Genomic DNA, 13,289 nt, shown 5'->3' with positions numbered 1-13,289 from the left:
TATAACGATGAACACATTCATGTCGAAAAATTGGTGGTGGCACAGAAACTTTTCACAATACCGTGGAGAGAAGTAGCTGTCATGCCTGTCATGAATGAAGAAGCGGCTTATCGGAACACGGTAAGCCGCTTTTTTTATGCAAAAAAATTAAAAAAATGATATATGAATCCGATTAACGTAAAAGTCACTGTAAAAAAAATCCTAGCTGATACGCTCACCCCGGTAAGCGTTTATCTGAAGTTTCGCGAATTGTTCCCGCAATCGATCCTGCTGGAAAGTTCGGACTACCACGGCAACGAAAATGCCTACTCGTTTATCTGCATCAAACCGCTGAGCTGCTTCACTGCCGACGAAGGAGAAATCAGCATCGAAAATAAAGGCCGCCAAGTCAGGAGAACAGCCATCGCAGACCAGCATACCGTTGCCCGCGAATTAAATGCCTTCTTCCAGTCGTTCCGCTTATCGGGCGATACGGCTGATGCGCCGGCCAACGGGCTGTTTGGTTATCTGAGCTACGATTCGGTCAGGTACTTCGAAAAAATCGACATCGCCGCCGAAAAGAAAGAAAGCTATTCGATTCCCGAAGTCAAATACTGTTTTTACAAGTACATTCTGGCCATTGATCATTCCAAGGATATGATCTCGCTGATCGAAAACCTGCCTGAAGGCGAAATCCCGGAGATGGGACAGATTGAATCCTTATTGAAAAATCTTTCGTTCCCGACGACTAAATTCGACACCGAGGGAGATGAAGCTTCAAATATCACCGACGACGAATACCGGCGAATGGTGACCAAAGGAAAAGAACATTGTTACCGGGGCGACGTTTTCCAGATCGTGTTGTCGAGGCAGTTTTCACAAAAATACAAAGGCGATGATTTTAATTTGTACCGGGCTTTGAGGACCGTTAACCCGTCGCCATACCTATTCTTTTTTGATTACGGCGACTTTCGAATCTTCGGGTCCAGCCCGGAAGCCGAATTGCGGATCAAAAAAGAACGCGCGATTATCAATCCGATTGCAGGCACTTTTCGCAGAACAGGAAATGATGAGCAAGACCGTGTACTGGCCGAAAAGTTATGTGCCGACCCGAAAGAAAATGCGGAACACGTAATGCTGGTCGATTTGGCACGAAATGACCTGAGCCGGAATGCCGATGATGTAAAAGTGGACAGTTTCCGCGAAGTTCAATATTTTTCGCACGTCATCCACCTGGTGTCTGAAGTATCCGGCCGTCTGCCCGAAAATACCAATATGGTTGCCGTTCTGGGCGATTCGTTTCCTGCCGGAACCCTTTCGGGCGCGCCAAAACACATGGCCATGCAACTGATTGACCGCTACGAAAACCAACGACGCAGCTATTACGGCGGAACCATAGGTTTTATAGGTTTCGATAACAGCCTGAACCACGCCATCATGATCCGGTCGTTCCTGAGCAAAGACCATACGCTTTATTATCAGGCCGGGGCCGGAATCGTAGCGGGCTCGGTAGAAGAAAACGAATTGCAGGAAGTAAACAACAAGCTGGCCGCGCTGAAAAAAGCCATTGAAATTGCCAAAGAAATTTAATCTCTTACAACATGAAAATAGTCATCATCGATAATTACGATTCATTCACCTACAATTTGGTGCATGCGATCAAAAAAATATCCGGCCTCCCGGTCGACGTAATCCGAAACGACGAACTGGAACTGGGCGAGCTGGAGAAATACGATAAGATTGTGCTTTCTCCCGGCCCGGGCCTTCCCGAAGAAGCCGGTCTGCTGATGGATATCATTCGTGCATATGCAGGCCGGAAAAGTATATTCGGGGTTTGTCTTGGTCACCAGGCCATTGGCGAAGTTTTTGGAGCTAAGCTGACCAATATGAACCAGGTGCTGCACGGCATGGCAACGCCGGTGTCGCAGGTCAGCGCCGATCCGGTTTTGTTTGAAGGGCTCCCGGAGCAATTTGATGCCGGCCGCTATCACTCCTGGATTGTTGACCGGGATGGGTTGCCCGATTGCCTTGAAGTGACCAGTCTGGATGGGAACGGACAGATCATGTCGATGAAACACAAGCAACTGGACGTACGCGGCGTACAGTTTCATCCTGAATCGGTTCTCACCCCGCTGGGCGAAAAGATCATTGAAAACTGGTTGAAGCATTAAGGCCCTCCCGAAAAGGATCATTCACGTACCCAAAAACTCAACCTGGAACCTGAAACCTGGAATTTGGAATTTGAAACTTGGAATTTGAAACTCAAACCCCCGAACTTAAAATTATATGAAAGACACCTTAAACTACCTGTTCGAAGGGCACAGCCTCTCCCGGGATGAAGCCCGAAACATCCTGACCCGGATCGCGGAAGGGCGGTTTTCGGAAGCGGAAATTGCTTCGTTCCTGACCGTTTTCCGGATGCGCCGGATCAGGCCGGAAGAACTGGCCGGTTTCCGCCAGGCGCTGCTCGACCTGTGCGTGGCGGTCGATTTTTCGGCATACAATACCATTGATGTGGTTGGCACGGGCGGAGACGGTAAGAATACCTTCAACATTTCAACAGCCAGTTGTTTTGTATTGGCGGGAGCCGGCTATAAGGTCACCAAACACGGGAACTACGGTTTATCCTCGGTAAGCGGAGCATCTAACATGTTCGAATACTACGGGTATCAGTTCAGCAACGATCCCGCCAAATTACGCCGCGAACTCGAAGATACCGGTATTTGCTTCCTCCATGCCCCCCTGTTTCATCCGGCAATGAAAAATGTGGGACCTGTGCGCAAAGCGCTGAAAGTACGCACCCTGTTTAATATGATGGGGCCCATCATCAACCCGTCGTTCCCTAAAAATCAATTAGTCGGTGTTTCCGGTCTCGACATCATGGACCTCTACCACCAGGTTTTCAGCGACAGCCAACAGAATTTTCTGATTGTGCACAGCTTGGATGGTTACGACGAAATTTCGCTGACCGGCGACGCCCGCTATGTTTCAAAAGAAACCGAAGATAACCTGTCGCCAGCCGATTTTGGCTTCGAAACCCTGAGACAGGAAGAATTATCGGGGGGCAAGTCGGTTGAAGATGCCGCCAAAATCTTTAAAAATGTTCTGGAAGGGAGCGCCACCACGGCCCAGAAAAACGTAGTGATTGCCAATGCGGCCCTCGGTATCAAATGTATGTTCCCCGACCGGACGCTGGCTGATTGCGTGGCCGAAGCCGGCGAAGCGCTCAACAGTAAAAAGGCCTTCAACGTTTTTAGAAAACTGATGGCCGCGAAATAGTGTTCAGCCGCAGCAGGTTGAAAGGAAATTACATATTAACTGAAACATGCAGCTAAACAGCAACTGTTTTTGAAATTTCAAACAATATTTCTCATGACCATATTAGACCAAATAAATGCCAACAAACGCCGCGAGCTGGAAGCGGCAAAATCAAAAATCAGCATTGACGATTTAAAGCGGTCGCCTTTTTTTCAACGCAAAACCAACTCGTTGAAAGCCGCGCTGCAAGTGCCCGGCGCCAGCGGCATTATTGCCGAGTTCAAAACCAAATCGCCATCGAAAGGCGTGATCAACGCTCAGGCTGAAGTAAGCGAAGTTACTTCGGGATATGTACAGGCAGGCGTATCCGGCTTATCGGTCCTTACTGACCAAAATTACTTTGGCGGTTCATTTGAGAACCTGGCCAAAGCCCGTTCGGCCAATCAACGAACACCGATCTTACGCAAAGATTTCATGCTTGACCCCTACCAGGTATACGAGGCCAAAGCGCATGGCGCCGACCTGATTTTGCTGATCGCGGCCAGCCTGAGCAGGGAAGAGATGCTGAAACTGACTGAAATTGCCAAAGAACTGGAACTGGAAGTACTGGTTGAAGTGCACACCGAAGAAGAAATTGAAAAACTAAACCCGATGGTGGATTTGGTTGGCGTGAATAACCGTAACCTGAAAACCTTTGAAGTGGATGTGGAAACATCGGTCCGGCTGAGCCGTTTACTGCCCGAAACCATGCTGCGGATCTCGGAGAGCGGTCTTTCGTCGGCCGAAGATATTCACTACCTGCGTAAAGCCGGTTATGACGGATTTTTAATGGGCGAAAACTTCATGAAAACCGACAATCCGGCCAAGGCATGCGCGGATTTTATAAAGCATCTGTAACCGTCCGTTGACCGGCTACCTGAAGTCATCAGGCAAATACGATTAAAAAAATGAAAAATCTGAAACTAAAAGTTTGCGGGATGCGAAACCCGGAAAATATCGACGCTGTTTGTGCTGCCATGCCTGACTTCATCGGCTTTATTTTCTACCCAAAGTCAAAACGCTTTGTGGGTGAAAATCCGGACGAAACTATTTTTAAACGGGTTCCTTCAACCATAAAAAAAGCGGGCGTTTTTGTGAACGAAGAAAAAGAACAGCTTCTGTCGGTTTGCAAAAAATACAGGCTGGAGGTTGCCCAACTCCACGGGGCCGAACCGCCGGAATACTGTCGCTGGATTCGCGACCACGGGTTGATGGTTCTGAAAGCCTTCCCGCTGGATGATGATTTTGATTTCAGCCAATTGGACGATTACATTCCAGCAGTCGACTATTTTCTTTTCGACACCAAAGGAAAGTTGCCCGGGGGTACCGGTGAAAAGTTTAACTGGAAAATTCTGAACCGTTACCGTGGGCCGGTCCCCTTTTTCCTGAGTGGCGGAATTGGTCCGGACGATGCCGGCGACATCCTGAAGATGGATCATCCGCAACTGGTTGCCCTGGATATAAACAGCGGCTTCGAACTGAGACCCGGTCTGAAAGATGCTGCGAAAACTGCTTCTTTTATTCAAAAAATAAGAAACTATTAAACATCCTGAATATGAACTACCAAGTCAATCGAAAAGGTTATTACGGAGAATTCGGAGGGGCTTTCATCCCGGAGATGATGCATCCGAATATTGAAGAACTGCAGGAAAAGTATATGGAGATTATCAATTCATACAACTTTCGGCAAGACTTTATCAACCTGTTGAAACACTATGTCGGGCGGCCGTCGCCGCTGTATTATGCCAAACGCATGTCCGAGCGTTATCAAAGCCACGTTTACCTGAAGCGTGAGGACCTGAATCACACCGGTTCGCATAAAATAAACAATACAATCGGTCAGATTTTACTGGCAAAGGCCTTAAACAAAAAACGCATTATTGCCGAAACCGGGGCCGGGCAACACGGTGTCGCCACAGCGACTGTTTGCGCCCTGATGGGCCTGGAGTGCATTGTTTATATGGGTGCGCTGGATGTACAACGCCAGGCTCCGAACGTGAAAAAAATGCACATGCTGGGCGCTCAGGTCATCCCAGCCGAGTCGGGGAACAAAACCCTGAAAGACGCCACCAACGAAGCCATGCGCGACTGGATTAACAATCCGGTGGATACGCACTACATCATTGGCTCGGTGGTAGGGCCACACCCTTACCCGGATATGGTAGCCCGTTTTCAATCGGTGATCAGCGAAGAGATAAAATGGCAGCTCGACGAGCAAATTGGCCGCGAACTGCCCACCCGTGTGCTGGCCTGCGTGGGAGGAGGAAGCAATGCCGCCGGCGCATTTTACCATTTTCTGGAGAATGAAAGCGTGGAGCTCATTGGTGTTGAAGCAGCAGGAAAAGGCATCGACACCAACGAGAGCGCTGCAACACTCACCCTTGGTAAGCCCGGTGTGCTGCATAGTTCGCGCTCGTACGTGATGCAAACCGACGACGGGCAGATTATTGAGCCCTATTCCATTTCTGCAGGACTGGATTACCCGGGTATCGGCCCCATGCACGCCAATTTGTTTGCCACCAAACGGGCCAAATACCTGTGGGCAACCGATGATGAAGTGCTGGATGCCGCCCTGGAACTCACCCAACTGGAAGGAATCATTCCGGCCCTGGAATCGGCCCATGCCCTGGCCGCGCTGAAAAAAATCGACCTGAAACCGGAAGACGTAAACGTCATCAACCTCTCAGGGCGCGGCGATAAAGATATGGAAGCATATTTAACTTATTTTGGGTATTAATCCTTCATCAACGAGGGCTTAAATTGATTATCATGAAAAACAGAATCAACCAACTATTTCAAAATAAAAAAGAAAATATCCTGTCGGTTTACTTTACGGCAGGTTATCCGAAACTGGACGACACGGTTTCGATCATCGAAGAATTGGTCAGAAACGGCGTCGACCTGATTGAGATTGGCATGCCTTTTTCCGATCCGGTAGCCGACGGGCCGATCATTCAGCACAGCAGCCTGGTTTCGCTGAACAACGGGATGACTATCAAAAAACTGTTTGAACAGTTACAGGGTATTCGTGAAAAAGTAGCGATCCCTCTCATTTTAATGGGTTACCTGAACCCGGTTATTCAGTTTGGGGTTGAAAACTTTTGTAAAAAATGCGCCGAGGTTGGTATCGACGGGCTCATCCTTCCGGATCTGCCGCCGGATGTGTATCAGGAAGAATATCAGCCGGTATTTCACCGTTACGGGCTGCACCACATTTTGCTGATCACACCGCAAACATCCCAAAAACGTCTCCTGGAAATTGATGAAGCGTCAACCGGGTTTATCTATATGGTCTCCAGTTCGTCGACCACCGGGGTAAAAAGTCGTGTTTCCGATTTTCACCTCGACTATTTTGAGCGCATTCAAAACACGAAACTGAAGAATCCGCGGCTGATCGGTTTCGGAATTTCGAACCACGAAACCTTTACAAATGCCTGCAAATATGCCCAGGGAGCCATTATCGGCAGCGCCTTTGTAAAAGCATTGGATGAAAATTCATCGTTAAGTGAGAAAGTTTCAAACTTTATTAATCATATTCTAAACGCATCTTAATCATTAAACCGTTCTTTTGGGCAAGGTTTCGTCAACCCGAATGTTTTATAACAAGTGAAACCACGCGCTTACTGATCATCCTGAGAAGTAGCTTATTAGAGCAAAACAGATGGAAACACGGCTGTTAAACTTTGTTAACTTATATTTTTCAGCACATCAAATGTTTGCCCTGTTTGTTAAATTTAGAGAAGTAACAATTAAAAGTTCAGAATCATGATTGAGTACGCAAAAGTAATCTTGCCAAAAGTCAGTTACAACCGCGATTTATTCCGAAAAGAGCTGATGAAGTGTGTAAACTGGATGGAACCAAACGAACTCGATGCATTGATCAGGTGGTGTAACGAAAACTTCAAAGAGATGTACCCCAAGGTACTTGATGAGGTTTTTTCGCATCATGCTGCATAACAAAAAAGCCCCGGATCCGGGGCTTTTGTATTTTTATACGCTAGGTTTATTTCCCCCCTTTAAACAATTCTTTCTCATCAACCGGTTTTACCAACATGCTGTCTTTCAAGGTTCTGCTAATCATGCTAAATGGTCCGGTGATGATCTCGTCGCCGGCCTGCAAACCCTTGACGATTTCAATATTCATATTATCCTGAATGCCGGTTTCAACCGGGCGTTTCCACGAGCGTCCGTCTCTCACAACAAATACAATTTCCTCCTTTTCCTCGGTTTTTGCCGAAGCCGCAGATTCTGCCTGCTCTTTTTCATCTTTCAGCCGGGTGGTAACCGATTGGATCGGGACAGAGATCACATCGTTCCGGGTTTCGGTTTGAATATCCACCGTGGCTGACATGCCCGGACGGAACGGGTAACGGTTCACTCCGGCACTGTCGGACAAGTCGCGGTAAGAGGATTCCAACAGAAGGACCTTCACATTAAAGGTGGTCACCTGGTCGGAACTTGTACCCAGGGTATTGGCCGAGTTGGCAATCTCGGTAACGATTCCTTTGAATTTTCGTTTCAGGTAGGCATCTACTTCAACCAGGGCCGTATCGTTTTTCGAAACCTTCACAATGTCGTTTTCATTTACTTCGACCTTCACCTCCATCTGGTTCAGGTTGGCTACAACCATCATCTCGGTACCGGCATACATGTTGGTCCCTACAACCCGCTCTCCTTTCTCCACATTTAAGCGCGAAACAGTCCCTTTCATGGGAGCATAAATTTTGGTTTTAACCAGCTGTTCTTCGGCTTCGGCCACCGAGGCTTCGGCCGATTTCACCGAAAATTCGGCGCCCCGAACCTCGGCTTCGGCCACTTTGAAGGCAGCCTCGGCGCTTTCAAAATCTGTCAGGGCAATGGCTTGCTGGTCGAACAGGCTGTTTGCCCGTTTAAAGGCCAGCTCACTTTCAATGAAGCGTGCTTGAGCCTGGGCCAGGTATGCTTTCGACGAGTTCAGGCTGGCCTGGGCCCGGTTCAGCGCCTGAATGTACATATCGGGCTTGATGATGACCAGTAATTTCCCCTGCTCCACTTCGTCCCCTTCCTCCACATTTAGTTCAATAATCTCACCCGACACATCCGGACTGATTTTCACCTCGGTTTTTGGCTGTACTTTCCCGTTAGCGGTAATCAGCTCGGTAATCGTGCGGCTTTCAACAACCTGGGTCAATACTTTTACTTCGACGTCTTTTCCAAACAAGCCTTTCTTCTTACCAACGACCAGAACGATCATCAGGATGATCAGCGCCCCGATCAGGAAGGGTAATAATTTGTTTTTCTTTTTCCGGCGTTGCTGCATGGTGGTGTCGTTTTTTATTGTCCAAGTAATTTTTGCTCCACTTTGCGTTTCATCAGGATATTAACCGGTCGCTGTATTCTCAGGTGCCAGCCAATCAGTCCGTAAACAACCAAGGCAAGGCTTAACACGAAAAATCCAAGAATGCCCCACCAGATGTATTCTTCGCGCACTTCCTGTTCGTCCAGAATATTGTTTTCCAACCTGATCTGGCGTGTTCTCAGATCAATTTCATCCCGGTACTGATCAATCAGCTCCCGGGGATAAGCCGCCCTTGCTTCTTCCACCTCCAGGCTATCGGCCGAACTGATATTAAGCTCATAACTTTTAATCTTTCCCACCATGGCTTCCCGCTCCTGCGACAGGTATTCGAGCTTTCGCTGGCTTTCATTCAGATCGCGCCTGTTCAATTCAAGGTAAAAAGCCGGCAGAAATACGCAAAACAAAAAAATCAACAATCCTAAAACAGAAAAAAATTTGTACAAATTACTGGCGGGAAGTGTCATAACGATTCATTTTATGAAGATACAATAAAAATAATATGCCTTAGCACTTAAAATTTAATGCAATTTAAGCAAAACGATTGAATCAGAACATAACAAACCGATAGTAATTCGGTCGCGCATACTTCGTTCTATTTCAAAACCAAGCGGGCTGTCCGGCGGCTTTTTTGTTCCATGAAGATCTGACGGCCGTTTTTCATTTTCAGCAAAGCCTCATCGGTATAAAAACGGATGGTTGCCAACCGTAAGCCAGTGTTGTACCTGACATCAAATTTTTTACCCAACTCAACTACCAGCGATTCCAGTCCCACCTCCGGCTCATCGATACACAGCGACAGGTCGATGGCGGATTGCTGAATGAGGTTTACTTTGATACGCCGGTTTTTAAACAACGCGAAAACTTCAGAAAGCAGATCAATGCCAATAAAGGAGAAATCGTCGGGAGACAGGGTAATCAGGGCTTGTTTCTTTTTCAGGATGTACACCGGAACCAGGTCAAGCTGGTGTCCAACTTCGTGGATGACCGTGCCGGCCTGTGCGGGGTCGTCGAACGGGCGGACAAACAAGGGGATATTCTTGTTTCGTAACGGTTTTATTGTTTTCGGGTGAATTACTTTTGCCCCGGAATAGGCCAACTCGATCGCCTCTTTATAGGAAAGTTCTTCCAGCTTTTCGGTGTCGGGAAAATCAACCGGATCGGCATTTAAAACTCCCGGCACATTCTTCCAGATCGTTACACTTTCGGCATTCAGCAAGTTCCCCAGAATGGCTGCTGTAAAGTCGGAACCTTCGCGTCCCAGCGTGGTGGTTTGGTTGGTGGTGGTCGATCCGATAAAACCCTGGGTGACGTACAATTCGCACTCATCAAACCGAAACAGGTTGTTAATCAGCATCTCCGACCATTTCCAGTCGATAATCGCCTCCCGGTAGGTTTCATCGGTGCGCAAACTCTCCCGGATATCCACCCACTTATTTTTTTGTCCATTTTGGTTCAGAAATGCCGAAACAATGGCTGTCGAAATCAGTTCGCCAAAACAAACCAACTGGTCGTATTCGTAATCGAACTGAAGCGAGGGGGTGCGTTCCAGGCGTCCTTTCAGCGTATCAAACAGTTCGCGTACCTTTTCCAGGCTGCTTTCCTCCAGCCCCAGTTCGCGTATAATCTGATCGTGATATTCTTTTATCCGGTTTAGGATCGCAGCTGCTTTATGGTCTTTTTTGAAATAGCTCCTGACCAGGTCCTCCAACTCGTTGGTGGTATTTCCCATGGCAGAAACAACAATCACTTTTTTGCCCGGGTACATATCGATAATTGCCGCAACATTATGAATCGCCGGCGCCGAACTGACGGAAGCGCCTCCAAACTTGAATATTTTCATCCTTTAACCAATTAAAATTTAACTGAAAATAGATAATTTTTACGGTTCCCCTTATTTTATTCCAATGCAAATGTAGTTAAATCGTCAGATTTTAATCGTCTTTTCAGTTCGGACGGCAGATAAACAATATCGTCAAAAGTCCTGCAATTTACCGTTTATCACCAAACCGTCGATTCCCATTTTCCGGGCGGAGTTCCAGGCATCGGTTGCCGTATGGACGATCGGTTCTCCTTTGCTGTTAAAGGAAGTATTGATCAATGCTTTGATTTTATATTTTTCATCAAGCAGACAAAGCAAGTCCCACAGATAAGGATTTTGTCCGCGCGTGAAAAGGGTTTGAATCCGTGAAGTGCCGTCGGCATGAACTGCTCCGGCCAGTTCCTGTTTTCTTTCCGGAAGCACATCAAACTGGAGCAACATGTATTGGCTCAGCGGATGGATGGTTTTTTGTCCGGTAAACCAGGAGGTATTTTTTTCGAGCATCACGGGAGCTACAGGACGGTACCACTCGCGTTCCTTGTGTTTCATACTTATTTTGTGTGCCAGCATTTTGTCATTGGCCAGGCACAACATGCTGCGGTTGCCCAGGGCGCGGGGGCCCGCTTCGCCCGGTCCGTTACAAAGGCCCAGCACCTTTCCCTCAACCAGAAGCCGGGCCGCCTGGTTCACATCTTCTTTTGTATAGTCGAAATCCGTTTCCTCCAGATCCCAATTATTCAGAAAGGGAGTGTGCAGGTTGAGCCCGCCATGTTTTTTCCATTCGACAAAGGCTGCGGCGCCAAGCGCCAGACCGGAATCTTCCGTACAGGGAGGGATGTACACCTCGTCAAATAAGCGGCTGTCTATCAGTCGGGTATTCGCCGCAATGTTCAACGCGCAACCACCGGTATAATAGAGATTCCGGCTCAGCGTTTGCTGCTGCATTTTTTTCAGGGCAAAAACCGTTTCGCGCACAAAAAGCTCATGCAGCGTAGCCATACAATCAAGTATAAAGGGGTGCTTTTGGTTGAAGGACTTCAAATCGATGTTCCAGTCTTTTTTCACCTGTTTGAAAAAAGCCGACTTGTTGTGCCAGATGTTTTCGAAGAAGTCGTGTTCCTTCAGCCAACGTTCAAGTTCGGGCCTGTAGTCGCCGTGCCCTGCAAGGCCCATCATTTTCCCGGGAACACTGTTTTGCTCGCTCAGTTTGGCGCCGATTACCGAAAAAACCAGCGCGTTGGCGTTGAAAACAGAAGTCAGGTACCGATAATCCCAGTGAGCGGAATGCCTGATCAATTTCCCGTTTTTAAACAGCCAGGCCGAAAAATTACTTTTACTGGCGCCCCCGTCAAAATGCACCAACAGGCTGTTTGGCTTGAACATTCCAAAAAACGGCACACAACTAAAGATGTGCGCCAACTCGTGGTTTAATACCCAGGCTACTGTTTTCCGGCCAAACCACCAGCAGTCGCCTTCTTCCGGACCAGTTGCCAGCAGGCGGGTCAGCGGGGCCTCAAAACGGACGTTTCCCTGCCTGGTCAGAAAGGTACGGCCAACAACATTATCTACAAACACCAGGTCGAATTCTTCGCCCAGCAGTTTACTTTCTTTCAGGATTGCGGGCAACTTTTCGTGTAAGCGGTTATCCCGTTTCTGCCGGGTAATCCGTTCGAGCTGGAGAAATTTTCTCACCTGCCCGTTCTGCATGATGCACAAGTTATGGTCGTGCACATAAAAAGGATGTTCATATTCGTCGCGGTCCTGAATGCCGTAAATTGCCAATGTTGCCTTTTCGGGATTCATTTAAACAAACTGAAGGTAAATGACCAATCCGATAAGCAGATAGAGAAACAGGTTAGCCCAGAACCCGCTTCGCATAAAAATCAGGTAATTGGAGATCAGAAATGCAAGCGGGATGGCCATCAGGACAAAAACCTCGAGCGATACCGCGGGTACAACAACCAACAGGGCAACCGATATGGCAAATACAACAAACAGGATCTGAAAGTACTTCCGGCTGCTGATTTTCTTCTCGCCCAGGCGGCCGATCAGGAAAAAACTGCCCAGTAAGGTCAAAAAGGCCAAAAAACCGGCAAATATCTGCATGTGGATGTTCCGGAATAAATCGTTGTTTGGCGTAAGGATGTTCCGGCTAACCGTGATCAGCATTTCTTCCGTACGATCGGTCAGAAAATAGTACGAAAAGCCAAATAGCCAGGGCAAAAGCAAGCCAATCAACGGTAAGGCAAAATTACGCCATTGCGGACTTTTACGGATCAGGATAAAACCAATCCAGATGGCCGGAAAGTAAAAAACCAGGTTGAAATAAAACAACGAGCCCAAGCCGATGAAAAAACCGGCATCGAACGCGTTGGAATGAATGCCCGGGCTTTCGTAAGCATCGAAAATTCGGTCGATACAAAGCATCAGGAACAAGGCCCCGAAATAAACCGGATGCAGGTGGTGCATGGTATACAGCCCCCCGATGATGAGAATGAAAATGTTGGATGGCAAAAATGTCCGGATACGGATACAGGCGTAGGCAGTATTCAGACGTAAAATAACAAAAGACAATAAAACTGCCAGGGCAGCCGCCAGGGTTGAGCTAACCAGGGCGGATCCGGCTAACAGCTCCTGCAGCGGCTTGTAAAGCAACATCTCTGCTTCGCCACCGAAATAGGGGTACAGCTCGGGACGGATTAGGGAAGCTGTCCACAAAGCCAGCGTCACCAGCGGGATCAGAATAAAATGATAAGCCTGATTGCTTTTGAGAAACCTGAGTATCATTTTTTCAATTCAAAGGTATTTTGTAACTATCAATTGTTTCAGCAGACGACAAAGCCGTTTTCGACAGCT

13 protein-coding genes are annotated in these 13,289 nt (G+C 47.8%); 8 read left to right on the top strand and 5 right to left on the bottom strand.

The window, feature by feature from the left end; genetic code table 11:
• Positions 1 to 162 precede the first annotated feature (162 nt).
• The 8 genes from ACOIT5_RS08350 to ACOIT5_RS08315 all read left to right on the top strand — a co-directional run bounded on the left by ACOIT5_RS08350 (position 163) and on the right by ACOIT5_RS08315 (position 7,233).
• Positions 163 to 1,569, top strand: a complete 1,407-nt coding sequence (locus tag ACOIT5_RS08350) for an anthranilate synthase component I family protein (protein WP_423130016.1) — start codon at positions 163 to 165, stop codon at positions 1,567 to 1,569.
• A gap of 11 nt (positions 1,570 to 1,580) precedes the next feature.
• Positions 1,581 to 2,150, top strand: coding sequence for an anthranilate synthase component II (locus ACOIT5_RS08345; protein ID WP_423130015.1), 570 nt, complete (start codon positions 1,581 to 1,583; stop codon positions 2,148 to 2,150).
• Between the two features lie 115 nt (positions 2,151 to 2,265).
• A complete protein-coding gene (gene trpD, locus ACOIT5_RS08340; RefSeq protein ID WP_423130014.1) occupies positions 2,266 to 3,258 on the top strand; it encodes an anthranilate phosphoribosyltransferase in 993 nt (330 codons plus the stop codon).
• A gap of 93 nt (positions 3,259 to 3,351) precedes the next feature.
• Positions 3,352 to 4,134 carry an indole-3-glycerol phosphate synthase TrpC gene (trpC, locus tag ACOIT5_RS08335; RefSeq protein ID WP_423130013.1) on the top strand — a complete coding sequence of 261 codons (783 nt, stop codon included), beginning with the start codon at positions 3,352 to 3,354 and terminating at the stop codon, positions 4,132 to 4,134.
• A 50-nt stretch (positions 4,135 to 4,184) separates the two neighbouring features.
• A complete protein-coding gene (locus tag ACOIT5_RS08330) occupies positions 4,185 to 4,820 on the top strand; it encodes a phosphoribosylanthranilate isomerase (RefSeq protein ID WP_423130012.1) in 636 nt (211 codons plus the stop codon).
• An 11-nt stretch (positions 4,821 to 4,831) separates the two neighbouring features.
• Complete coding sequence (gene trpB / locus ACOIT5_RS08325) at positions 4,832 to 6,013, top strand: tryptophan synthase subunit beta (RefSeq protein ID WP_423130011.1); 1,182 nt, start codon at positions 4,832 to 4,834, stop codon at positions 6,011 to 6,013.
• A gap of 32 nt (positions 6,014 to 6,045) precedes the next feature.
• Entirely contained in the window at positions 6,046 to 6,828 is a 783-nt protein-coding gene (trpA, locus tag ACOIT5_RS08320; protein WP_423130010.1) for a tryptophan synthase subunit alpha, read from the top strand.
• Positions 6,829 to 7,041: 213 nt separating this feature from the next.
• Positions 7,042 to 7,233 (top strand): hypothetical protein, encoded by a 192-nt coding sequence (locus tag ACOIT5_RS08315; protein ID WP_423130009.1) that lies wholly within the window; start codon positions 7,042 to 7,044, stop codon positions 7,231 to 7,233.
• Between the two features lie 46 nt (positions 7,234 to 7,279).
• Here the strand turns inward: ACOIT5_RS08315 and ACOIT5_RS08310 are convergent, their stop codons facing one another.
• The 5 genes from ACOIT5_RS08310 to ACOIT5_RS08290 all read right to left on the bottom strand — a co-directional run bounded on the left by ACOIT5_RS08310 (position 7,280) and on the right by ACOIT5_RS08290 (position 13,220).
• Positions 7,280 to 8,575: an efflux RND transporter periplasmic adaptor subunit gene (locus ACOIT5_RS08310; protein WP_423130008.1), complete on the bottom strand. Its 1,296-nt coding sequence runs from the start codon at positions 8,573 to 8,575 to the stop codon at positions 7,280 to 7,282.
• A gap of 14 nt (positions 8,576 to 8,589) precedes the next feature.
• Positions 8,590 to 9,078 carry a hypothetical protein gene (locus tag ACOIT5_RS08305; RefSeq protein ID WP_423130007.1) on the bottom strand — a complete coding sequence of 163 codons (489 nt, stop codon included), beginning with the start codon at positions 9,076 to 9,078 and terminating at the stop codon, positions 8,590 to 8,592.
• A gap of 128 nt (positions 9,079 to 9,206) precedes the next feature.
• On the bottom strand, positions 9,207 to 10,454 hold the full coding sequence (locus ACOIT5_RS08300; RefSeq protein WP_423130006.1) for an aspartate kinase: 1,248 nt from the start codon (positions 10,452 to 10,454) through the stop codon (positions 9,207 to 9,209).
• A 132-nt stretch (positions 10,455 to 10,586) separates the two neighbouring features.
• Entirely contained in the window at positions 10,587 to 12,236 is a 1,650-nt protein-coding gene (locus ACOIT5_RS08295) for a carbamoyltransferase C-terminal domain-containing protein (protein WP_423130005.1), read from the bottom strand.
• Entirely contained in the window at positions 12,237 to 13,220 is a 984-nt protein-coding gene (locus ACOIT5_RS08290; protein WP_423130004.1) for a hypothetical protein, read from the bottom strand.
• Positions 13,221 to 13,289 lie beyond the last annotated feature (69 nt).

Origin of the sequence: Gaoshiqia hydrogeniformans (assembly GCF_049347105.1) — a bacterium.
GTDB lineage: Bacteria > Bacteroidota > Bacteroidia > Bacteroidales > Prolixibacteraceae > Gaoshiqia > Gaoshiqia hydrogeniformans.
Note: the sequence above shows the minus strand (reverse complement) of the source record. Positions and strands in the feature narration are given on the sequence as shown.

Excerpts from the sequence above, each read along its gene's own strand:
- ACOIT5_RS08350 (WP_423130016.1), top strand. The coding sequence starts at position 163 with ATGAATCCGATTAACGTAAAAGTCACTGTAAAAAAAATCCTAGCTGAT.
- ACOIT5_RS08345 (WP_423130015.1), top strand. The coding sequence starts at position 1,581 with ATGAAAATAGTCATCATCGATAATTACGATTCATTCACCTACAATTTG.
- trpD (WP_423130014.1), top strand. The coding sequence starts at position 2,266 with ATGAAAGACACCTTAAACTACCTGTTCGAAGGGCACAGCCTCTCCCGG.
- trpC (WP_423130013.1), top strand. The coding sequence starts at position 3,352 with ATGACCATATTAGACCAAATAAATGCCAACAAACGCCGCGAGCTGGAA.
- ACOIT5_RS08330 (WP_423130012.1), top strand. The coding sequence starts at position 4,185 with ATGAAAAATCTGAAACTAAAAGTTTGCGGGATGCGAAACCCGGAAAAT.
- trpB (WP_423130011.1), top strand. The coding sequence starts at position 4,832 with ATGAACTACCAAGTCAATCGAAAAGGTTATTACGGAGAATTCGGAGGG.
- trpA (WP_423130010.1), top strand. The coding sequence starts at position 6,046 with ATGAAAAACAGAATCAACCAACTATTTCAAAATAAAAAAGAAAATATC.
- ACOIT5_RS08315 (WP_423130009.1), top strand. The coding sequence starts at position 7,042 with ATGATTGAGTACGCAAAAGTAATCTTGCCAAAAGTCAGTTACAACCGC.
- ACOIT5_RS08310 (WP_423130008.1), bottom strand. The coding sequence starts at position 8,575 with ATGCAGCAACGCCGGAAAAAGAAAAACAAATTATTACCCTTCCTGATC.
- ACOIT5_RS08305 (WP_423130007.1), bottom strand. The coding sequence starts at position 9,078 with ATGACACTTCCCGCCAGTAATTTGTACAAATTTTTTTCTGTTTTAGGA.
- ACOIT5_RS08300 (WP_423130006.1), bottom strand. The coding sequence starts at position 10,454 with ATGAAAATATTCAAGTTTGGAGGCGCTTCCGTCAGTTCGGCGCCGGCG.
- ACOIT5_RS08295 (WP_423130005.1), bottom strand. The coding sequence starts at position 12,236 with ATGAATCCCGAAAAGGCAACATTGGCAATTTACGGCATTCAGGACCGC.
- ACOIT5_RS08290 (WP_423130004.1), bottom strand. The coding sequence starts at position 13,220 with ATGATACTCAGGTTTCTCAAAAGCAATCAGGCTTATCATTTTATTCTG.